Consider the following 20,279-nt stretch of genomic DNA (forward strand, 5'->3'; position numbering starts at 1 on the left):
ATATATGCTATAGTTAACGTGTAAAACTATCATTAACTGAGGTGAATAGAATGAGTGAAGCAACAACAACGTTAGATGGCTGGTATTGTTTACATGATTTACGTTCTATTGATTGGGCTGCATGGAAAACATTATCTAGCGACGAACGCGGACAAGCAGTGTCTGAATTTTTAAATGTCGTTGAAAAATGGAACGAAGTAGCTACTGCGAAAAAAGGTAGTCACGCAATGTATACAGTTGTTGGCCAAAAAGCTGATATTATGCTTATGATTTTACGTCCAACAATGGAAGAGTTAAATGAAATTGAGACAGAATTGAATAAAACAACTTTAGCTGAATATATGGTTCCTGCATATTCTTACGTATCTGTTGTTGAATTAAGCAACTATCTTCCAGCTGATGAGGATCCATACCAAAACCCACAAATTTTAGCTCGCTTATATCCTGAATTGCCGAAAGCAAATCATATTTGCTTCTATCCAATGGATAAGCGTCGCCAAGGTGATGACAACTGGTACATGCTTCCTATGGAAGAGCGTAAAAAAATGATGTACAGTCATAGTAAAATTGGTCGTCAATATGCAGGTAAAGTACGCCAAGTGATTTCAGGATCTGTTGGATTCGACGATTTCGAATGGGGCGTAACATTATTCGCTGACGATGTTCTTCAATTTAAAAAACTTATATATGAAATGCGCTTCGATGAAGTAAGTGCTCGTTATGGTGAATTTGGAACATTCTTCGTTGGAAACATTTTACCAGACGAAAAAGTAGAGAAATTTTTACACATATAAATGGTGAAAAGGAACGAATTTCGTTCCTTTTTTTATTCTTCTCTATATTTATCCTCAAAAATCTCCTTTTTTCTGCACTTTTGAAGAAAAACCGACATTTTTTCAAATTTATTGTAAAATTGTAACCTTTTTATATGTAAAGATATGCTAAAATGATACGAGCTATATGCTAAATAACGATGCGAAGGTGATAATCTATATGAAAAAAATCTTGTCTATTTTACTATTGCTTGTATTGTCAATTTCTTCCTTAAGAGTAACAACATCCCATGCGGAAGAAAAAATACATATTGAGGCGGCGGCTGCACTTTTATTTGATGCAGATACAGGAAAAATACTTCACGAGCAAAATCCAGATGAATTGCTAGCTATTGCTAGTATGTCAAAATTAATTGTTGTTTATGCTGTTTTAGAAGCAATTAAAGAAGGAAAAATCACATGGGATACGAAAGTAAATATTTCTGATTACGCTTATGAAGTCTCTCGTAATAATGAATTCTCTAATGTACCGTTCGAAAAAGGACGTCAATATACTGTAAAAGAATTATATCATTCTATTGTTATATTCTCTGCAAATGGATCTAGTATCGCTTTAGCAGAACTTCTTGCAGGAAGTGAGAAAAACTTCTTAAATCTTGCAAATGAACATGCTAAAAAGCTAGGATTAAAGAAATATAAATTTGTAAACGCTACTGGCTTAAATAACGCTGACTTAAAAGGAAAACATCCTGAGGGAACTGATCTAAATGCAGAAAACTCTATGTCAGCTCGTGATATGGGTATGCTTTCAAAAGCAATGATTACAAAGTATCCAGAAATGCTAGAGGATACAAAACAAAGATTTAGAAACTTCCCAGACAATCATCCAAAACCAATTCGTATGGAAAACTGGAATTGGATGTTACCAGGAGCTGCTTTCGCTTATGAAGGTACTGATGGTTTAAAAACCGGAAGTTCTGATACAGCTGGATACGGATTTACTATTACTGCTAAACGTGGTGATGTACGTCTTATCTCAGTTATTATTAAAACAAAATCAATGGATGAACGTTTCACAGAATCTCGTGAATTAATCGAATATGGATTTAATAACTTTGAAAAACAAAAACTAAAAGTTAATAAGAACAATACAATCTCTGTAGTAAAAGGGAAAGAAGACCAAGTAACTGTTGCACCCGAAAAAGAAATAACAGTAATTGCGAAAAAAGGTAGCAAAGAGCCTTATAAAATTGGGACTGAATTAGATAAATCTCTTGCTGAAGATGGACATTTAGTTGCTCCTACTAAGAAAGATGCCAAAGTAGGCTCAATTACTTTAGAATCAACTGATAAATATGGTTTCTTAGACGGTAGTAAAAGTATGAAAGTTACTGCAAAAACGACAGAGGAAGTTGAAAAAGCAAATTGGTTTGTGTTAACAATGCGCTCTATTGGTGATTTCTTCTCAAACTTATGGTCTAAAGTTTTTTAATAAAAAAGCTGGCTCACGCTAGCTTTTTTATTTTCCACTCTCAATGTAAAACTTCGTTTGGTTGTCATATCTGAGTCCTTTTCCTCATACGTATGAACTAGTAATTGTTACACACTTCATCTAGAGATAAACCTCTTTCCAAAAGGTATTACAAAAAGAGAGGTGACACATAATGGGCGTTATTGCTTATAACGAAGCAGATGTAAAGTTGTTAGCTAGACTGATGCGTGCTGAAGCCGAAGGAGAAGGGCAACAAGGAATGTTAATGGTCGGAAACGTTGGGGTAAATCGTGTCCGCGGAAATTGTTTAGACTTTAAAAGCATTCGTAATTTACGTCAAATGGTTTATCAAAACCCCGGCGGTTTTGAAGCAACGCAAAAAGGATATTTTTATCAACGGGCACGTGAACAAGATATTGCCCTGGCGAGACGGACCATTCAAGGGCAACGTTTTTGGCCTGCCAATTTTGCCTTATGGTTCTTTAGACCTGAGGGTGCATGTCCGCCAACTTGGTATAACCAACAAAACTCTGGTCGCTTCAAAAAACACTGCTTCTTCCAACCATCTGGCGAAGACTGTCCTAGCGTATATTAAGAGATGAAAATGAGGAGGGATTTTTGAATGGCACAGCAACAAAATCCGTACTATGGAACAGGTTTTTATCAACCATCTGGAACTTATGTACAACCGCAACAAATGACTCAACAACAACAGCAAGCAATGCAACAACAATCAGCTCAAGCTGCACAAGCTCAATATGCAATTTCTCAAGGCATGTTACCTCTAGAGCAATCCTATATTGAAAATATCCTTCGCTTAAACAAAGGTAAGCAAGCTACGGTTGTAATGACTTATGAACGTGGCAGTTCCCTTGGTACACAATCTTATACAGGTATTATTGAAGCGGCTGGCCGTGACCATATCGTTATTAGTGAACCACAATCAGGAAAACGCTATTTACTACTAATGATTTACTTAGATTACGTAGAATTTCCAGAGGAAATTACGTATTTACCTAGTCAACAAGCAACTTATGCTCCAAGACCATAAAAAAAGCTGGCATATGCCAGCTTTTGTTTTTTTATAATCCTTTTACAACTGCAGTTCCGACTAAAATCCATGCCACAATAAATGCTACACCACCAAGAGGTGTAATTGGACCAAAGAACTTAATGCCTGTCGTACTTAATGCATACAAACTACCTGAGAACATAATAATCCCAGCTACCATTAGCCAACCAGCAGTAGTTAAAAGTGATGATTGGACCTTATCCATTAATAAAGCAACTACGAATAGTCCACCTGCATGAAACATTTGATATGTAACGCCTGTTTTCCACACTTCTAACATTTTTGCAGAAATTTTATTTTCTAAACCGTGTGCTCCAAAGGCCCCTAACGCAACAGATAGCCCCGCTGCAATACAACCTAGTAAAAAGAAAATTTTCATCTTAATTCCCCTTTTTTACCTTTATCATAAGCAATTTTTGCATATAAGCCAAACGATTTATCTTCTAAAAATCAAATAAAGAATTACCGTTTGCATCACTTTCTTTTATATATACTGGCTCCCCAGAAACAGGTGCAATTGGTTGCATAGTTGTTACTGGTTGTGATCCAATTACTTTCGATGGAATTTGTGGTTCTCTATATGTAGATGTTTCAACTTGTTCATCTAATAATAAGTCACATAAAGCGCGCACAACTAATAAATGTTCTTTTGACTTTTGTCCTTCACTACTTTTTGCCTTCGCAATTTCATTCGCCATTTTATTTAAAATCTTGTCGCTAGATATTTGCATTCCTTATCACCTCGTACTTTGTAATTCTTTCTCGAATTGTCCCAGTTTCTCTACTGAACCAAATACTATTATCATATCACGTTCTTTCAATTTTTCCTGCCCCGCTGGATTATGTATAATATTACCATTTCTTAAAATCGCTAATATTGTTACATCAAACTGATTCCTTACATTACTCTCTAGTAACGATTTACCAACTAATATTGAATCTTTTCCAACTAGAATTTCTTCAATGACAAATGACTGTTCCACTCCATACAACACTGTATCAATATAATGAACGGTTAATGGATTGGCAATACCTTTTGCGATATGAATACCTGCCATACTAGATGGATTAATAACCTTATTTGCACCAGCACGCCTTAATTTCTCTTCAGTTTCTGGCTTTTCAGATCTCGCCACAATTTTAATCGTATCGTTTAATCCTCTGGCTGTTAATGTAATAAATACATTTTCGGCATCATTTGCAACAATAGCAACTAAACCAGCTGCTTCTAAAATTCCGGCATTATGTAATACTTGATCTTCCGTTGCATCTCCATGTACAAATAAAAGCTTTTCCTGCCCCGATATACTTTCATCTTTATCAACAACGACAAATGGAATATTCTTTTCTTGCAATTCATGTACAACTTGAAGCCCCACTCTACCGCAACCACATACTATAATATGATTTTTCAACTGCGCTATTTGTTTATCCATCTTCTTCCTCCGTACTGCATGAAATAAATTCCCTTCAATAATCATAGCTGCCACTACCCCAATTGCATACGTAACAATACCTACGCCAACAGGAATAATAAGGAGCGCAAATACTTTCCCCGCTTGCGTTACAGGAACGGCATCCCCGTATCCAACAGTCAATACAGTAATCATCGTCATCCAAAATGCTTGAAACAAACTAATCTCTTCGATCGTCATAAATCCTATCGTTCCTAGAATTACAACAAAAGTCATACATATAACTGCTATCCATAATTGCTTACGTGCATTCATACCTTGTTTCAACTCTTTTCTCTATCTACAATCTTTGCCAGTGGAAATAAAATACGTATATACTAGATACGGAATCTATGAAAGAGGTTGATATAATGAAGACATTTCTTTCCGCCTTACAATGGGCACTATTTATTTTAGCTGGAAGCCTTATTGTACCAATTAGTGTCGCAACTAGTTATGGTCTTGATGGCGCTGAAGCTATCGCATTCGTACAAAGAACGTTATTTGTTCTAGGCTTTGCTGGTCTCTTGCAAGCTATATTTGGGCATAAACTTCCTATTCAAGAAGGTCCTGCTGGCCTTTGGTGGGGAATTTTCTCCCTTTACGCAAGTTTAGGTGTCGTATTATTTGGATCCAGCAATGAGACACTTAAAGTTCTTCAATATGCTTTCTTATTAAGCGGTATTATTTGTATTATTCTTAGCGTTTTTGGACTTATTGATAAACTTGTTCGCTATTTTACACCGACAGTCATTGGAACGTATTTATTTCTTCTTGTCGCGCAGCTTAGTGGCTCCTTCTTAAAGGGAATGTTTGGCCTTGATGGAAAACATACAGAAGTACAACCTAACGTATTTATTCTTTCACTCATTGTTATTTTACTATCCTTTTTCATCATGAAGCTACCTATTATTGGACAATATTCCGTCCTTTTCAGTATCATATGCGGCTGGATATTATTCGCATGCTTCGGATTATCTAATCCAATAACACCAGTGACAGACATAATCCGTTTTCCGTCCTTATTTGTTTTCGGAATGCCTCGTGTTGAATGGAATATGGTAATTACAGTCATTTTCGTTACACTCTTACTTCTAACAAATATGTTAGCAAGTATTCGCGTTGTACAAAAGGTTGTCTCTAAATATGAAGAAAATGCTGCATCAGATCGTTTTAAACAAGCTGGCATTATAACAGGAATCAACCAATTGCTAGGCAGCCTGTTTTCAGCTATTGGGCCTGTCGCTATTTCTGGATCAGCAGGTTTTATTGCAACGACTAATATTTATAAACGTCTCCCGTTTATATTAGGGTCAAGCTTTATTATTGTCGTTAGTATATTTCCAAAGATTACTTCATTCTTTGCAGCAATCCCTGTTGCAGTTGGTTATGCCGCTATTTATCCTGTATTCGCAAGCATGATTGGCCTCGCCTTTCGAGAATACGAAACTGTCCAGGATAAAGAACGATTATTTAAAGTAGCCGGTCTTTCAATCTTTACAGGAGTCGGAGTTATGTTTGTTCCAGCAGGAGCATATTCCACACTTCCACCATTTCTAGCATCGTTTTTAAGTAATGGTCTCGTTCTTGGATCTGTAATGGCAATCTTGCTAGAAATACTATTTTCTCGTTCCACAGCAAAACAAATATCGTAAATTGGAAAACTTCCATTATTGCACTCTACCTTTAGAGTTGTTACGATAAAATCAAACTTTAATCATTGGGGTTTTATTCATCCCCAATGATTATTAACCAATATTATGAGCAACACACTCATAATAATTTATCTACTTCTTTTCAAAGAGGTTTGATGTCTTACTATTATTCCTCAACATCTTCATGAACATGTATTTTGATTTCAATTAAAGAAAGGAATTTTCTATATGACTTATAAAATGATTGTTTTAGATTTAGATGATACTTTATTACGTGATGACCATACTATTTCACCTCGTACGAAAGAAGCGTTAATGACTGCACAAGAGCAAGGGGTAAAGGTTGTACTTGCTTCTGGACGTCCAACGTTTGGTATGCGCAATGTAGCCAAAGAGCTTCGTTTAGAAGAATACGGCAGTTTCATTTTATCTTTTAATGGTGCAAAAATTATTAACTGTAAAACAAACGAAGAAATCTTTAGTAGTACGCTATCTCCTGAAATCGTTCACAACCTATTTGAAATTAGTAAAACTGAAGATGTATGGATTCATACTTATATGGGCGATGATATCGTAACGGAAGAAAATAATCCTTATACTGAAATTGAGGGCGATATTACTGGTATGCCAATTGTTGTAGTAGATGACTTTAAAGCCGCAGTTAAAGAGCCTGTAGTAAAAGTATTAATGAATAAAGAGGCTGAACGCCTTGTTGAAGTTGAAAAGAAACTACAAAAACAACTAGAAGGCCAATTAAGCGTGATGCGTTCGAAACCATTCTTCTTAGAATTTACAGAAGCCGGTGTTACAAAAGGAACGAGCTTAAACAAACTGATTCAAAAGCTTGGCATTAAGCGTGAAGAAGTTATCGCAATGGGCGATAGCTATAACGACCAAGCAATGATTGAATTTGCTGGTCTTGGTGTTGCAATGGGCAATGCACCTGATGATATTAAAGAAATTGCAAACTACGTAACAGATACAAATATGAACGATGGTGTTGCAAAAGTTGTAGAGAAATTCGTTTTAAAAACGGATGTACTTGTTTAATATTTTCATTCACAAAACCTATTTGAAGTCAAATACTTCAAATAGGTTTTTATTTAAATTCTCATGCTTTTGTGACTATATTTTGAACTTTGCACTATTCTCGTAGTGTAAACTTTCTTTTTGTATATAATGAAACAAAATAGACTATTTTATTTTGAAAAAGAATACAAATTTACTATATACAAGCATACGTTAAAGGAGGCTACTTTATGTTATCTACACCAATCGGACGATTAAGAGCAATTGGACTAGTTGAGGGTATTTCTTTCCTATTACTATTATTTGTAGCAATGCCATTAAAATATTTCGCAGGATTTGCAACAGCTGTTAAAATTACAGGCATGGCTCATGGTGTTCTATTTATTCTATTCATCTTTGCAGTAATTCAAGTAACAATCGTACACCGTAAATCAATTTTATGGGCACTTGGAGCATTCGTTTCATCAGTTATCCCATTTGGTACTTTTGTACTAGATGCAAAATTAAAGAACGAGCAACAATGATAATAAAAAGGTAGTTAACGACTGTTAACTACCTTTTCTATTTATAAATTTGGAATTTCCCAATCAATTTCTCTTTCGCCCATATTAGCTAAAATCGTATTTACTTTAGAATATGGCTTACTACCAAAGAAACCACGTCTTGCCGATAATGGGCTTGGATGTACAGATTCGATAATATGATGATTCGGATTCGTAATTAACTTCTTCTTCGCCTGCGCATGGCGCCCCCACAATATGAAAATAACTGGCTTTTCACGTTCGTTCAACAGTTCAATTACACGATCTGTGAAGTGCTCCCATCCTTTTCCCTTATGAGAATTTGCTTCGCCTTCACGAACTGTTAATACGGTATTTAGTAGTAATACTCCTTGTTCCGCCCATTTTACTAAATAACCGTTATTCGGGATTTCATAACCATATTCATCTCGAAGTTCTTTATACATATTTAACAATGATGGTGGTGTTTTAACACCAGGTTGTACAGAAAAGCTTAAACCATGCGCTTGATTCGGTCCATGATATGGATCTTGTCCTAAAATAACAACCTTTGTATTTTCATAACTTGTATACTGAAGAGCGTTAAAGATATCTTCTACCTTCGGATAAACAACATGCATGCTGTATTCTTCTGTCAAAAAACTGGATAGAGTAAGATAGTACTCTTTCTCGAATTCTGGTGCCAATAGTGGCTCCCAATCATTCTTTAAAACATTTTCCATACTGTCACTTCCTGTCTAATTAATTCACCATATCCTGTCTTGTAAATACTACGAACGAAATAACAAGAGAAACAACTGCCCAAACAGTTAAATTCATCAAAGAAAACCCCATCGATAAACCTTGTAATGCAGGTAATTTTCCTGATAAATAATCCGTTAATGATAAATTCACACTAAAAATATACTTGGCGCCTTCCCAAGATGTTGCGAACGAGCTTAAAATACCACCTGCAATTAATGCAGCTAGCATAACGCCCATACCAGCTGGTGTATTACGAATTAAAACAGAGACCATAAATGATATAGTTCCAACAACGATAGCAACAAACCAGGCTAGTCCATACGCCATTAAGATGTATTGCCACTGCGGAATAAGATGTACAAAGTTCGTATTTAACGTTTCCTTATCAATGACGAATCCTGTTAAAACAGGTAAATTCCATCCCGAGTACCCAAATACAAGCCCTGATAATATGTAGGCAAACAAACCTACAAGAAACAGTATGAGCGAAATGAAAAATAACATCGTCACGTATTTACTAAGGAGTATTTTCCAGCGCCGAATCGGCCGCGTAAGTAACATCTTCATCGTCCCATCACTTCGTTCTCCTGAAACGATATCAATGGCGACAATCATTACGAGAAGCGGAATAAATAACGTAATTCCTTGTTCAATAAATGCTCTGACAAAAGTCGGTGCACCCGGTGCCATCGGGTTAATATCATGATCTAAATAATATTGTTGTTGCTCAACTCTTACCTTTAACCAATCACGCCATTCTTCTGGCAACCTAGAATTGTTCAATCGATTTTGAGAATCAACAATTTGCTGTTGTAATGAAACCTTCCAATCAGTTGTACCGAGTCTTTTTTGTGTCGTTTCTATTTCACGATACTGTGCGTACACAAAAAGCGGGATCAAGATTGCTAAAATAAGCATGACAACAAAAATACGTTTCTTGCGGTAAATCTTTTCTGATTCATTTAAAACTAGATTCGCAAATTCACGCATGCTGCTCACCCCTTGTGAGTTCAATAAATAAATCTTCTAGCGTAAATATGAGCTCCTTAACGCTATGTACATCTATTTCATTTTCAACAAAGTGTTTATTCCAACTACTTATAGATGCAATATCCATGCGGCATAGTAATCGCTCGCCTTCTACACTCACTTCTCTTATTTCCTCGGCCGCTTCTAGCATATCTTTCGCCTTAGAAATCGGTGTAACAATCCATTCTACACGATCGCTTGCTGTTTTAATTAATTCTTCAACCTTGGCAACTGTTATCATCTTTCCTTTATGAATAATAGCAACGCGATCGCATATCATTTGCACTTCACTTAGCAAGTGACTTGAAATAAACACGCTCATATTTTCTTCTTTTACAAGCTTATGTATAAATTCCCTAAGTTCTCTAATCCCTGCTGGATCTAAACCATTCGTTGGCTCATCTAATATGAGCAATTTTGGATTCCCAAGGAGCGCCTGCGCAATTCCAAGGCGTTGTTTCATACCAAGTGAGTACGTTTTTACCTTGTCATGAATTCTTTCATCTAAATGAACCATTTCAGCAATTTCAATAATACGTTCATCTGATATATCACCTAACATACGAGCAAATTGCTTTAAATTTTCCCATCCTGTTAAATATGTGTACAGTTCTGGGTTTTCAACGATACTCCCAATTTGACGCATCGCTTCTCTGAAATTTTCCTTAATCGAATAACCACCGATAGAAATCGTACCTTCTGTCGCCTTAATCAATCCGACTAACATTCGAATGGTAGTCGTCTTTCCAGCACCATTTGGTCCTAAGAACCCGAACACTTCTCCTTGCTTTACATCAAAGGAAATATTCTCTACAAGAGTCTTCTTTCCAATTATCTTCTTCAAGTCTCGTACAGAAAGTATCGTCGTCATTTTACCCCTCCTTGTTCTAGTTTTAATTTACTTACAACGTTTTGAACTAAACGTTCTGCCATATACGTATAACCTACTTCGTTCGGATGAAAATGATCAGAGTATAATAAATCTTTCCCGCGGTTTTGGAATAAATCAAATGTCGGTGTAATATACACATTTTTATCGTTTAGCGCTAACTTCTCTAAAGATGCATTCCAGTCCACAACAATGTTTGAAGACCCTTTTAAATCTTCTACATCTTCAAAAGGATTGTATAAACCAAGCCAAAAAATCGGACTATCTGTATTTAATTTACGAATTTCTTCTATAATTTTCTTTGCTTCATTTTGAAATGTTTCTGTGTCAGGACGATACGTCTCTAAATCTATTTTCCCAAGCGATTCCCAGCCCGGGAACAAATCATTCCCACCAATCGTTAACACGATTACATCTGCTTGCTTAATTGAATATTTAGCGCCATTACTTTCAATTTGTTTTAATAAATCGGGCATTTTTGCACCACTAACTGCTAAATTTGTTAATGCAATTTTTTGCTTATAATCTTTTTGTAAATCCTCTTTCATTCGCCCAACATAACCAATTCCTTCTTTATCACCAACGCCACGCGTTAATGAATCACCTAAACTAACGATTTGTAATGTTCCCGTTTTCCTTTTCTCTTTTGCTACTACATCGGTCTTTTTAATTAAATTTGAAGCTTTTGGATTTAATACATCATTTACACCTGAAACAAAGCCATATGCAAATAAACAGAAAGATGCAATTGTAATGAGTAGAATTACTTTTACTACTTTTGATCTCATATCAAAACCCCTTTTAGCCCTCATAGATTGTCCATAATTATACCAAACGAAATTTTGAAAAGCGATTCTCACACCTTCTCAATTATGTCGTTTCTCTACCTACTAACTCTGGTAATAACTCTATATGCTTCACATCTAATTTCTCTTCACTAATCTTTTCATATAATAATTCAAACGCTCTCATTCCAACGTTTTTACTAGAATGCGAAATCGTCGTTATACCCAATATATCTGCCACCTCTTGATCATCACACCCGATAATCGTAATATCACCCGGAATACGAATTCCTTGTTTTTTTGCTTCTGTAACCATCCCCGCTGCAATATGGTTACAAGATGCAAGGAACGCCGTCGGTTTTACTGACATATGAGCCCATTCTCTAATTACATTGCGTCCATCTTCCACTGTAAAACAACCCTCAAATTTCCAGGTCTCTAACGGTGTTACGGTACTCTGTTGAAGCGAATCTTCATACGCCTTCTTTCGTCTTTGGCTATTAACGCTATTACTTCTTCCAATACAATATCCAATACGTGTATGACCGGTATCTATTAAGCTTTTCATCCCATGTGAAAATACTTTGTAGTAATCGATATGGACACTTGAAATGCATTTTGAATCTATTTCTTCACACATAACAATCGGGCCGAATTTCGTATATTCTTCAAGCTTCTCCTTACTATTTGCCCGAGAACAAATAATAACCCCATCAAGCTTTTTCATTTTTAACATATTTAAAATTTCTAGTTCTCTTTCTTCGCTATAATTCGTCTGGCAAAGCATCATATTATAATTATTCTTTGCTGTTTCCTTCGATATTCCTTCAATAATAGCGCTATAATATTGATCATTTACGTGCGGTAATAAAACGCCAATTACATTCGTTTTTCCCTTCACTAAATGAATTGCATTCACATTTTGCGTATAATTTAATTCTTCTATAATTGCTAAAATTTCTTTTCGTTTCTGTTCATTCACATAAGGATGATTATTTAGTACACGTGAAACAGTTGAAATAGATACCCCAGCAAGTTCAGCAATCTTTCTTATATTTGTCATCTCATTTTCCCCTTCTCACAAAAATTCTCCCTTGACCTGGTAAGCTTTCCACAATATATCCTTTCCTAGCAAATACATTTTGAAAGGATATACAACTATGTTTCGATTCAAATTAGAATATATATTTTTCATTGGCGGTCTACTCATTCTCGCCATCGGTATTAATATGATGACGACCATTACTTCCTTTGGACTTAGCCCTTATGATTCCTTCTTTATTGCACTATATCAAAATTTCGGGATAAGTATAGGTTTTTGGATTTTCATGATTAACTTCGCTTTTACACTTATCGTACTCTTTTGGAATAAAAAACAAATAACAATTGGTACTATCGTAACGATGGTTCTTATTTCTCTTTTTGTTGATTGGATTGGTTCCACTACAACTATTATGGATGCTATCCGCTCTCTTCCAAAATATATAACACTTATTTGCGGAAATCTATTTGTTGGAGCTGGAATTGGCCTTTACGTCTCTACGAACCTTTGCCCAGCACCTCAAGAAGCTTTCGTTTTAACGGTTGCTGAGAAGAAAAAATGGACGTTTAGAAGAACAGAGATTTCATTAGCCTTTTTATTTTTAACGCTAAGCTTTTTATTAGATGGACCTATCTATTTTGGAACAATCATCTTATCCTTTACAACAGGCTGGATTATCCAAGCATTTATTCAAGTTGGTACGCAGATTTTAAATAGAAAAGAGCCTATTAAGCAAGCTGCTTAATAGGCTCTTTCTGTTTTATGGTAAGAGATACTACTTAGCATCCCCTTCAATTCGATAGTTCGCTTTCAAACAATCTATTTCTTCATACCCTTGCAACGTATGTAGAATATAATCATAATCAGCAAGAGACGCACGATGCGTTACAATTACAATTTCAGCCTTTCCTTTCTCTTCAAGCGGCATTTGAATAATTTTTTCAAAGCTAACTCCGCGCTCAGAGAATAATGAAGTGATCTTTGCAAATACACCAATTTCATCTTTTACATGAAGTCTTAAAAACTTCTTCACAACAATTTCGTCTGGCTCTTTTAGTACCTTTTGATATTGCGGGACTACAGCACTATTTCCTGTTACCCCTAATCTAATATTTTGCATTACAGCTACTAGGTCGGAAACAACAGCCGTTGCTGTCGGTAAACTTCCTGCACCTGGTCCATAAAACATTGTTTCTCCAACTGCTTCACCATACACATATACAGCGTTATATTCGTTTTGCACGGCCGCAAGAGGATGTGTATTTGGAAGTAAAGTCGGTTCAACTGTAACCTCTAATTTTTCACCATCTCGCTTCGCAAGACCGATTAATTTAATCGTGTATCCTAAACTCTTACTGTATTCAATATCTTCTTCTGTAATAGAAGTAATCCCTTTTACCTTCACATCTCCAAGCTCTACATTTGTAGAGAAACCAAGGGTAGCCAAAATTGTCATTTTTCTTGCTGCATCTAAACCTTCTACATCTGATGTTGGATCCGCTTCTGCAAATCCAAGTTGTTGGGCTTCTTTTAACACGTCGTTATATGCTCTCCCTTCGTCTGACATTTTCGTCAAAATAAAATTAGTCGTTCCATTTACAATTCCCATTACTTTCGTAATAAGATCTGAAGAAAGTCCTTCTACGATACTGCGTAAAATTGGAATTCCCCCTGCCACACTCGCCTCATAGAATAAATCAGCCTTATTATCTTTTGCTGTCGCTAATAATTCAGCTCCATGTAATGCCATTAAGTCTTTATTTGCAGTTACAACATGCTTTCCGCTTTTTAAAGCTTGTAAAATATATGATTTTGCATCATCAATGCCACCCATCACTTCGATGACAACATCAATATTTGGATTATCTAAAATTTCATGTGCATCTTGTGTTAATAGAGTAGAAGGTACCTCTACCTCTCTCTCTTTCTCAATGTTTTGCACTAATACTTTCGTTACCTTCACTGGACAACCTACTTGGTGTATGAGTCGTTCTTGATGATCCGTAATAATACGAACCACACCACTGCCAACCGTCCCAAGACCTAATAACCCAACTTGAATTTCTTTCATAGTACTTTCCACCCCTCAAAAATTGTGTTTAGATGAAATTATATGAGTAAAAAACCTGAAAAACAATGTATTTTGAACATTCGGAAAAATAAAGGTTAATCTTTACAAGGAAAACGTTACCACGTGTTACACAATCTTTCTTTACAATATATAAGGGGTTTCTTGATACACGTAATAATTCAGCCAATTAGAGAATAATAGATTCCCATGGCTCCTCCACCGTACAAGCGGCTTCTCATTTGGATTATTATGCTTAAAATAGTTTTTCGGCACATCAATATTTAACCCTTTTTGGCGGTCCCGGTCGTATTCTTGCTTTAACGTGTCACAACTATATTCACTATGCCCAAGCGCAAACACTTGTCTTCCTCCTTGCCCAATAACAAGGTGAACACCTGCTTCCTCAGAGTTTGCTAACAGTGTTAATTCTGTCACCTCTCTAATATCACTCTCTCGTACTTCTGTATGACGAGAATGCGGGGCAAAAAACAATTCATCAAACCCTTGTAACAGTTTCACATGTTGCTCGCAAACTTCATGTTCAAACACACCGAACATTTTTTCCTTAAGAGGATACTTTGGAACGCCATAATGATAGTACAAACCAGCCTGTGCTCCCCAGCAAATATGAAGCGTAGATGTTACATTCGTTTTTGAATACTCCATAATATGTTTAAGCTCTTCCCAATAATCTACCTCTTCAAAAGCAAGGGTCTCCACTGGCGCTCCTGTAATAATAAGCCCATCAAACTTTTCATTTTCAATATCACGAAACGTTTTATAAAAGCTTGTTAAATGTTCTTGCGTTACATTACGAGATAGATGTGATTCCATATGAAGCAAATGAACATCTAATTGTAACGGTGTGTTTCCAATTAAGCGAAGTAATTGCGCCTCTGTATCTTGCTTCGTTGGCATTAAATTTAATATAGCAATTTTCAAAGCACGTATATCTTGTGTTTCTGCCCGCTCCTTCGTCATTACAAAAATATTTTCTTTTTGCAACACTTTGCGAGCCGGTAAATCTTTATCAATTATGATCGGCATGTGTTTTGCCTCCAACTAGAGCTGCTTCTAAATCTGCAATAATATCAGAAACATCTTCTATACCAACCGATAAACGAATTAAATCAGATGTAACACCAGCTAAACGCTGATCTTCAGCATTTAATTGTCTATGCGTCGTACTAGCAGGATGTATAACGCAAGTTCGTGCATCAGCTACGTGCGTTACGAGAGTTGCTAGTTTTACATTTGCGATAAATTCTTTTGCTGCTTCTAATCCGCCTTTAATACCGAAAGTTAAAACACCACTAGCACCTTTTTTCAAATACTGTTGTGCTAATGAGTAATTTTCATTACTATCTAAGCCCGGATAATTCACCCATTCAATACGTTCATGATTAGCAAGCCAATTAGCAACTGCAAGAGCATTTTCACTATGACGTTCCATTCGTAAATGCAATGTTTCTAAGCCAATATTGCTAATATATGCATTGAATGGGCTCATACAATTTCCATAATCTCTTAATAGCTGAACACGTGCTTTCACAATATACGCTGCTGCACCAAAGTTTTGAACGTAACTTACACCATGATAACTTGGATCTGGTTCAACAAGTTCAGGATACTTCCCATTTGTCCAATCAAAGTTTCCACCGTCAATTACAATACCGCCTAAGGAGCTCGCATGCCCATCGATATATTTAGTCGTAGAATGAACAATAATATTGGCCCCATGTTCAAACGCCTGGCATAAATAAGGAGTTGCTAATGTATTATCAACGATAAAAGGTACCTCTAATTCTTTAGCGGCAGCTGAAAATTCTTTAAAATTTAAAACATTCATCGCTGGATTTCCTAACGATTCTGCATAGATAAGTTTCGTCTTGTCATTAGCAAGCGCCGTAATTTCATCTGCCGTTAAATTTGGATTAAAGAACGTAACATCAATGCCCAGTTTACGCAAACTCACTCCAAATAAATTAAACGTTCCCCCGTAAACCGTTGAAGAACAAAGTAAATGATCCCCACTACTACAAATATTTAAAACGGCGAGCATAATAGCTGCTTGCCCAGAAGCCGTTGCAACAGCTCCTACACCGCCTTCTAAATCTGATAACTTCTGCTCAAATGCGGCTAGAGTAGGGTTTCCAATACGCGTATAAATATATCCTTCTGCCTCTAAGTTAAATAGAGCTGCTAAATCATCCGAAGTATCGTATTTATACGTTGTGCTTTGATAAAGTGGTAAAACACGTGGTTCACCATTCTTTGGCGTATAGCCACCTTGCACACAAATCGTTCCTTTTCCCCATGATTCTCCCATCTCTCATTCTCCTTTCTTTTATACAAAATAAAAAACTGCCCCTTTCCTGAAAACAAGAAAGGAGCAGTTTGAAAACACGCTCTAAAGGCTCTTTCTTATCTCTCAGGATTACTACCTGCAGGATTTGGCACAATTCCGTTATACGGCTGTTGCCAAGGTTTCATCGGGCCTGTCCCTCCACCTTTTCTTGATAAGACTATGCAATTACCGTTGATTTTATAGCAATAATTTCCTAATGTCAAACAGTTTTTCTGAATGTTCTAAAATAAATGTTAACAGTTTCATATAAAGCAACAAAAGAATTATATTCCATACTAACTCGAAAAATACCTTAGAAAAAAATGATTCATGTAAAATAAACCCGAATCATCTATTTTCATTAAACAAACTGTTTTAATAGAGCATATAATTCTTCAAAATTATGCACTTCATATGTCGGTATAATCCCACTATCATTTAATTTTCTTTCTGGATTAAACCAACAAGTATCAATTCCCGCTACATATCCACCTTTAATATCAGCGCTTAATGAATCCCCAATAATCAGCCCTGCTTCAGGTGCAAAGTTAGGAATCCGTTCAAAAACATAATCAAAATACTCTTTCATCGGTTTTTGAAAACCTGTATCTTCCGAAACAAAAACATCTTTAAATAATGAATGTAAACCTGCATTACGCAAACGTTTATCTTGCGTCTTAGAAACACCATTTGTCACTATATACAATTCATACTCTCCTTGAATTTGATTTATAAATTCAAACGCACCTTGCATGAGTTGATTTCCTTCTTCTAAGTAGTTACGATAATTATTTTCGAATAATATTCCATCTACTTCTTCTCCATACTCTTTAAACAACAGAGAAAATCGTGTATTTACAACTTCATTGCGTGATAGTTCTCCTTTTTCAAAAGCATCCCAAAGACCTTTATTTATTTTTTTATAACGAGCCTCTATCTCGTCTGTTAAAGGGATTCCCTTCTCTTCAAAAAGCACCCGTAAAGCCACTTTTTCAGCCCTTTGGAAATCTAGTAATGTATCATCTACATCAAATAACAATGTTTTATATTTTTTCATAAATTCATCACACTCTCTTTTCTACAAAAACAAATTTACATAAATCGTATCATTCCTTCTTGTAAAGATAATAGGAGATATCTCATACTATACATGGGGGGTGAAAATATGAAAATCAGCAAAAATGAGGAAGAAATTTATCAATACATGCGAATCCATCAATTCCATACCCTATTTTCATTTCATGTCTTGCCATATGTAGAGCTGCATTCTTTTCAAACGAAAGAGATGATATGTAGCGAAGGAAATGCTCTCCCTTATCTCTATTACTTAATTTCTGGGAAAGCAAAAATATATATGAGTCATCAAAACGGGAAGGTTTCATTAATTAACTTTATTCAAGCACCATCTTTTATCGGGGAATTAGGATTAATAGGAGTAGAAAATATTACTAAATCCGTTGAAGTACTAGAAGATTGTGTATGTTTGGCACTTCCTCTTAAAGATTGTCAGCAACTTTTATTACAAGATGCAACGTTTTTACAGCACTTATGTAAATTTATTGGAGAAAAGACAATTACTCGCACTGAAAATTACGCAAAAAACTATAGTTATCCTTTTGAAAATCGATTAGCTGCTTTTATTTTATTAACAGAGCAAAATAATTGTTATATAGAAAAGCATACCGAGGCCTCGGAATATTTAAATGTCAGCTACCGTCATCTTTTATATGTATTAAATCAGTTTTGCCAACAAAATTATTTAAGAAAAGAAGGCCGAACATATTATATACAAGATCGAAATACATTAGAAAAACTTGCTGATGAACTAAAAATATAAAAAACAGCATTAACATGTAAACGTTAATACTGTTTTTTCGAGTGACGATTATAATTTTAATTAAAATTCACTTGCTACTTTAGCTGCTTCTTCAAGACCTGCAGCGATGATTTCTTCTGCTTTATCTGGGAATTGGTTATGCCCTTCAATAACTACTGTTTCCATGTTTGTTGCGCCGAAGAAGCCCATCATACTTGCTACATATTTAACAGCCATTTCTACCTCAGCTGCTGGACCTTCTGAATATACGCCGCCTCTTGCATTTAATAATGCAATCTTCTTATCTCCGATTAGGCCAACTGGACCCTCTGGCGTATATTTGAACGTTTTACCAGCACGGTTTAAATAATCAATATATGTGTGCAATACTGCTGGAATCGTTAAGTTCCATAATGGGAAGCCGAAAACAACTTTATCAGCTTCTAGGAATTGATTTAAATACTTATCAGCAACTGCTACTGCTTTTGCTTCTTCTTCTGTTAAATCAAAGCCTTTACCTGCCTTGAATGTACCATTGATCATGTCTACGCCTACATATGGTAATTCTTCTTTATATAAATCAAGTTCTACTACTGTATCATTTGGGTGTGCTTCTTTATAGTTTGCTAAAAATGCCTCATATAATTTTACACTAACTGCTTGTTCCGCTGGACGGTTATTTGCTTTAACGAATAAAACTGTTGCCATTATTTATTCCTCCTAGTACTCACTCTTATGTTGTTATATGCTTTCAAAAAAGGTATCCCTTGTAATTGTTGTTTTGTTGCTTACAAACATATTCTATCTTTATATAAAGACAATTTCGTCCTCACATAGACGTATTTTTCCATAAAAAAAGTCCACCTTCTAAAGGCGAACTTGGTCTTACGACTTTCGTCTTATACAATTCCATTTTTCACTGCATATAATGCCGCTTGCGTACGATCAGATAAATTCAACTTACTCAAAATGCTACTTACATGCGCCTTAACTGTCTTTTCTGTAATAACTAAAACAGATGCAATTTCCTTATTGCTCATCCCTTTTGCTAATAGCTGCAATACTTCATTTTCTCTCGCTGTTAGCACATCCACTTGAATAGAAGGTTCTTCTTCCTTTTCTTCTACAGGTAATGTTTGAGAGAGAAGAGCATTTGCTATATCCGGATGTAATTGAATATTACCTTTATATGCGCTTCGAATAGCCTCAACAAGCTGATCCGGTTCTACATCTTTTAAAATATACCCACTTGCTCCAGCCCTTAATGCAGGTAACACATGCGCCTGATCAGAAAAACTAGTCAATACAATTACTTTCACATTTGGATACTCTTTTTTAATATATGCCGTCGCCTCAACACCATCCATTTCAGGCATATATAAATCCATTAATATAACATCAGGATTTGTTTCTCCTACTTTCACTAACGCTTCTTTCCCATTATTCGCTTCTCCAACTAACTCTAAATCTTCCTGTGTACTTAAGAAAAATGCTAATCCTTTTAAAACGACTGTATGATCATCAACTAACAATACTTTTATTTTCACAAACTTCCCTCAT

At 35.7% G+C, this 20,279-nt stretch carries 23 protein-coding genes and 1 riboswitch; of the genes, 9 read left to right on the plus strand and 14 right to left on the minus strand.

Annotated elements, in window-relative coordinates; translation table 11 throughout:
* Positions 1–50: 50 nt before the first annotated feature.
* From hemQ to gerQ, 4 genes are all read left to right on the plus strand, one after another.
* Positions 51–794 carry a hydrogen peroxide-dependent heme synthase gene (hemQ, locus tag BAQ53_RS25580; RefSeq protein ID WP_001287595.1) on the plus strand — a complete coding sequence of 248 codons (744 nt, stop codon included), beginning with the start codon at positions 51–53 and terminating at the stop codon, positions 792–794.
* A 199-nt stretch (positions 795–993) separates the two neighbouring features.
* Positions 994–2,265 (plus strand): serine hydrolase, encoded by a 1,272-nt coding sequence (locus BAQ53_RS25585; protein WP_000722878.1) that lies wholly within the window; start codon positions 994–996, stop codon positions 2,263–2,265.
* Between the two features lie 172 nt (positions 2,266–2,437).
* The gene (gene cwlJ, locus BAQ53_RS25590) at positions 2,438–2,860 is read left to right on the plus strand and encodes a cell wall hydrolase CwlJ (RefSeq protein ID WP_000538154.1); all 423 of its coding nucleotides are present in this window, start codon (positions 2,438–2,440) and stop codon (positions 2,858–2,860) included.
* 27 nt (positions 2,861–2,887) lie between these two features.
* Complete coding sequence (gerQ, locus tag BAQ53_RS25595) at positions 2,888–3,316, plus strand: spore coat protein GerQ (protein ID WP_000068651.1); 429 nt, start codon at positions 2,888–2,890, stop codon at positions 3,314–3,316.
* A 31-nt stretch (positions 3,317–3,347) separates the two neighbouring features.
* On the opposite strand, the gene BAQ53_RS25600 is transcribed toward gerQ, so the two are convergent.
* The 3 genes from BAQ53_RS25600 to BAQ53_RS25610 form a co-directional block, all read right to left on the minus strand.
* Positions 3,348–3,716, minus strand: a complete 369-nt coding sequence (locus tag BAQ53_RS25600) for a DUF423 domain-containing protein (protein ID WP_000688315.1) — start codon at positions 3,714–3,716, stop codon at positions 3,348–3,350.
* Positions 3,717–3,780: 64 nt separating this feature from the next.
* Positions 3,781–4,068 (minus strand): YwdI family protein, encoded by a 288-nt coding sequence (locus tag BAQ53_RS25605; protein ID WP_001167350.1) that lies wholly within the window; start codon positions 4,066–4,068, stop codon positions 3,781–3,783.
* 6 nt (positions 4,069–4,074) lie between these two features.
* The gene (locus BAQ53_RS25610; protein WP_002164263.1) at positions 4,075–5,067 is read right to left on the minus strand and encodes a potassium channel family protein; all 993 of its coding nucleotides are present in this window, start codon (positions 5,065–5,067) and stop codon (positions 4,075–4,077) included.
* Positions 5,068–5,162: 95 nt separating this feature from the next.
* Between BAQ53_RS25610 and BAQ53_RS25615 the strand changes: the two genes are divergently transcribed.
* The 3 genes from BAQ53_RS25615 to BAQ53_RS25625 all read left to right on the plus strand — a co-directional run bounded on the left by BAQ53_RS25615 (position 5,163) and on the right by BAQ53_RS25625 (position 7,999).
* The gene (locus BAQ53_RS25615) at positions 5,163–6,446 is read left to right on the plus strand and encodes a purine/pyrimidine permease (RefSeq protein WP_208906407.1); all 1,284 of its coding nucleotides are present in this window, start codon (positions 5,163–5,165) and stop codon (positions 6,444–6,446) included.
* Between the two features lie 228 nt (positions 6,447–6,674).
* Positions 6,675–7,496, plus strand: coding sequence for a Cof-type HAD-IIB family hydrolase (locus BAQ53_RS25620; RefSeq protein ID WP_000221382.1), 822 nt, complete (start codon positions 6,675–6,677; stop codon positions 7,494–7,496).
* 209 nt (positions 7,497–7,705) lie between these two features.
* Positions 7,706–7,999: a DUF3817 domain-containing protein gene (locus tag BAQ53_RS25625; protein WP_000953396.1), complete on the plus strand. Its 294-nt coding sequence runs from the start codon at positions 7,706–7,708 to the stop codon at positions 7,997–7,999.
* Positions 8,000–8,040: 41 nt separating this feature from the next.
* Here the strand turns inward: BAQ53_RS25625 and BAQ53_RS25630 are convergent, their stop codons facing one another.
* From BAQ53_RS25630 to BAQ53_RS25650, 5 genes are read right to left on the minus strand one after another with little or no spacing between them, the layout of a single operon-like run.
* The gene (locus BAQ53_RS25630) at positions 8,041–8,718 is read right to left on the minus strand and encodes a uracil-DNA glycosylase (protein WP_000432516.1); all 678 of its coding nucleotides are present in this window, start codon (positions 8,716–8,718) and stop codon (positions 8,041–8,043) included.
* Positions 8,719–8,737: 19 nt separating this feature from the next.
* Positions 8,738–9,730: a DUF2705 family protein gene (locus BAQ53_RS25635; RefSeq protein ID WP_001206477.1), complete on the minus strand. Its 993-nt coding sequence runs from the start codon at positions 9,728–9,730 to the stop codon at positions 8,738–8,740.
* Positions 9,723–10,640, minus strand: a complete 918-nt coding sequence (locus tag BAQ53_RS25640) for an ABC transporter ATP-binding protein (RefSeq protein WP_000207704.1) — start codon at positions 10,638–10,640, stop codon at positions 9,723–9,725. Before BAQ53_RS25640 ends, BAQ53_RS25635 begins: the two co-directional genes overlap by 8 nt.
* A complete protein-coding gene (locus tag BAQ53_RS25645; RefSeq protein WP_002164264.1) occupies positions 10,637–11,518 on the minus strand; it encodes an SGNH/GDSL hydrolase family protein in 882 nt (293 codons plus the stop codon). The genes BAQ53_RS25640 and BAQ53_RS25645 overlap by 4 nt, the downstream gene beginning before the upstream one ends.
* Before the next feature lie 10 nt (positions 11,519–11,528).
* A complete protein-coding gene (locus tag BAQ53_RS25650) occupies positions 11,529–12,506 on the minus strand; it encodes a LacI family DNA-binding transcriptional regulator (protein ID WP_208906408.1) in 978 nt (325 codons plus the stop codon).
* A 97-nt stretch (positions 12,507–12,603) separates the two neighbouring features.
* On the opposite strand from BAQ53_RS25650, the gene BAQ53_RS25655 reads away from it, so the two are divergent.
* Positions 12,604–13,230 (plus strand): YczE/YyaS/YitT family protein, encoded by a 627-nt coding sequence (locus BAQ53_RS25655; protein ID WP_000488229.1) that lies wholly within the window; start codon positions 12,604–12,606, stop codon positions 13,228–13,230.
* A gap of 30 nt (positions 13,231–13,260) precedes the next feature.
* On the opposite strand, the gene BAQ53_RS25660 is transcribed toward BAQ53_RS25655, so the two are convergent.
* From BAQ53_RS25660 to BAQ53_RS25675, 4 genes are all read right to left on the minus strand, one after another.
* Entirely contained in the window at positions 13,261–14,556 is a 1,296-nt protein-coding gene (locus BAQ53_RS25660; RefSeq protein WP_000659099.1) for a homoserine dehydrogenase, read from the minus strand.
* Between the two features lie 141 nt (positions 14,557–14,697).
* Positions 14,698–15,603 (minus strand): homoserine O-acetyltransferase MetA, encoded by a 906-nt coding sequence (metA, locus tag BAQ53_RS25665; protein WP_001121539.1) that lies wholly within the window; start codon positions 15,601–15,603, stop codon positions 14,698–14,700.
* Positions 15,587–16,885: a bifunctional O-acetylhomoserine aminocarboxypropyltransferase/cysteine synthase gene (locus tag BAQ53_RS25670; protein ID WP_000504782.1), complete on the minus strand. Its 1,299-nt coding sequence runs from the start codon at positions 16,883–16,885 to the stop codon at positions 15,587–15,589. Before BAQ53_RS25670 ends, metA begins: the two co-directional genes overlap by 17 nt.
* 92 nt (positions 16,886–16,977) lie before the next feature.
* A riboswitch (SAM riboswitch) is annotated at positions 16,978–17,082 on the minus strand.
* Between the two features lie 182 nt (positions 17,083–17,264).
* Positions 17,265–17,960 carry a YjjG family noncanonical pyrimidine nucleotidase gene (locus tag BAQ53_RS25675; protein ID WP_000760215.1) on the minus strand — a complete coding sequence of 232 codons (696 nt, stop codon included), beginning with the start codon at positions 17,958–17,960 and terminating at the stop codon, positions 17,265–17,267.
* A gap of 108 nt (positions 17,961–18,068) precedes the next feature.
* Between BAQ53_RS25675 and BAQ53_RS25680 the strand changes: the two genes are divergently transcribed.
* The gene (locus tag BAQ53_RS25680; RefSeq protein WP_000703323.1) at positions 18,069–18,740 is read left to right on the plus strand and encodes a transcriptional regulator YeiL; all 672 of its coding nucleotides are present in this window, start codon (positions 18,069–18,071) and stop codon (positions 18,738–18,740) included.
* Positions 18,741–18,800: 60 nt separating this feature from the next.
* Here the strand turns inward: BAQ53_RS25680 and BAQ53_RS25685 are convergent, their stop codons facing one another.
* Positions 18,801–19,427: an FMN-dependent NADH-azoreductase gene (locus BAQ53_RS25685; RefSeq protein WP_000246723.1), complete on the minus strand. Its 627-nt coding sequence runs from the start codon at positions 19,425–19,427 to the stop codon at positions 18,801–18,803.
* 191 nt (positions 19,428–19,618) lie between these two features.
* Positions 19,619–20,266: a response regulator gene (locus tag BAQ53_RS25690; RefSeq protein ID WP_000695799.1), complete on the minus strand. Its 648-nt coding sequence runs from the start codon at positions 20,264–20,266 to the stop codon at positions 19,619–19,621.
* Between the last annotated feature and the right edge of the window lie 13 nt (positions 20,267–20,279).

Origin of the sequence: Bacillus sp. B25(2016b) (assembly GCF_001679765.1) — a bacterium.
Classification (GTDB): Bacteria; Bacillota; Bacilli; order Bacillales; family Bacillaceae_G; genus Bacillus_A; species Bacillus_A thuringiensis_K.

What these genes read in the sequence shown, in the direction of transcription:
- BAQ53_RS25670 (WP_000504782.1), bottom strand. Translation starts at nt 16,885, where the DNA reads ATGGGAGAATCATGGGGAAAAGGAACGATTTGTGTGCAAGGTGGCTAT.
- BAQ53_RS25650 (WP_208906408.1), bottom strand. Translation starts at nt 12,506, where the DNA reads ATGACAAATATAAGAAAGATTGCTGAACTTGCTGGGGTATCTATTTCA.
- BAQ53_RS25675 (WP_000760215.1), bottom strand. Translation starts at nt 17,960, where the DNA reads ATGAAAAAATATAAAACATTGTTATTTGATGTAGATGATACATTACTA.
- BAQ53_RS25660 (WP_000659099.1), bottom strand. Translation starts at nt 14,556, where the DNA reads ATGAAAGAAATTCAAGTTGGGTTATTAGGTCTTGGGACGGTTGGCAGT.
- BAQ53_RS25615 (WP_208906407.1), top strand. Translation starts at nt 5,163, where the DNA reads ATGAAGACATTTCTTTCCGCCTTACAATGGGCACTATTTATTTTAGCT.
- BAQ53_RS25635 (WP_001206477.1), bottom strand. Translation starts at nt 9,730, where the DNA reads ATGCGTGAATTTGCGAATCTAGTTTTAAATGAATCAGAAAAGATTTAC.
- BAQ53_RS25640 (WP_000207704.1), bottom strand. Translation starts at nt 10,640, where the DNA reads ATGACGACGATACTTTCTGTACGAGACTTGAAGAAGATAATTGGAAAG.
- BAQ53_RS25630 (WP_000432516.1), bottom strand. Translation starts at nt 8,718, where the DNA reads ATGGAAAATGTTTTAAAGAATGATTGGGAGCCACTATTGGCACCAGAA.
- BAQ53_RS25680 (WP_000703323.1), top strand. Translation starts at nt 18,069, where the DNA reads ATGAAAATCAGCAAAAATGAGGAAGAAATTTATCAATACATGCGAATC.
- BAQ53_RS25620 (WP_000221382.1), top strand. Translation starts at nt 6,675, where the DNA reads ATGACTTATAAAATGATTGTTTTAGATTTAGATGATACTTTATTACGT.
- BAQ53_RS25610 (WP_002164263.1), bottom strand. Translation starts at nt 5,067, where the DNA reads ATGAATGCACGTAAGCAATTATGGATAGCAGTTATATGTATGACTTTT.
- gerQ (WP_000068651.1), top strand. Translation starts at nt 2,888, where the DNA reads ATGGCACAGCAACAAAATCCGTACTATGGAACAGGTTTTTATCAACCA.
- BAQ53_RS25600 (WP_000688315.1), bottom strand. Translation starts at nt 3,716, where the DNA reads ATGAAAATTTTCTTTTTACTAGGTTGTATTGCAGCGGGGCTATCTGTT.
- BAQ53_RS25585 (WP_000722878.1), top strand. Translation starts at nt 994, where the DNA reads ATGAAAAAAATCTTGTCTATTTTACTATTGCTTGTATTGTCAATTTCT.
- BAQ53_RS25625 (WP_000953396.1), top strand. Translation starts at nt 7,706, where the DNA reads ATGTTATCTACACCAATCGGACGATTAAGAGCAATTGGACTAGTTGAG.
- cwlJ (WP_000538154.1), top strand. Translation starts at nt 2,438, where the DNA reads ATGGGCGTTATTGCTTATAACGAAGCAGATGTAAAGTTGTTAGCTAGA.
- metA (WP_001121539.1), bottom strand. Translation starts at nt 15,603, where the DNA reads ATGCCGATCATAATTGATAAAGATTTACCGGCTCGCAAAGTGTTGCAA.
- BAQ53_RS25655 (WP_000488229.1), top strand. Translation starts at nt 12,604, where the DNA reads ATGTTTCGATTCAAATTAGAATATATATTTTTCATTGGCGGTCTACTC.
- hemQ (WP_001287595.1), top strand. Translation starts at nt 51, where the DNA reads ATGAGTGAAGCAACAACAACGTTAGATGGCTGGTATTGTTTACATGAT.
- BAQ53_RS25685 (WP_000246723.1), bottom strand. Translation starts at nt 19,427, where the DNA reads ATGGCAACAGTTTTATTCGTTAAAGCAAATAACCGTCCAGCGGAACAA.
- BAQ53_RS25605 (WP_001167350.1), bottom strand. Translation starts at nt 4,068, where the DNA reads ATGCAAATATCTAGCGACAAGATTTTAAATAAAATGGCGAATGAAATT.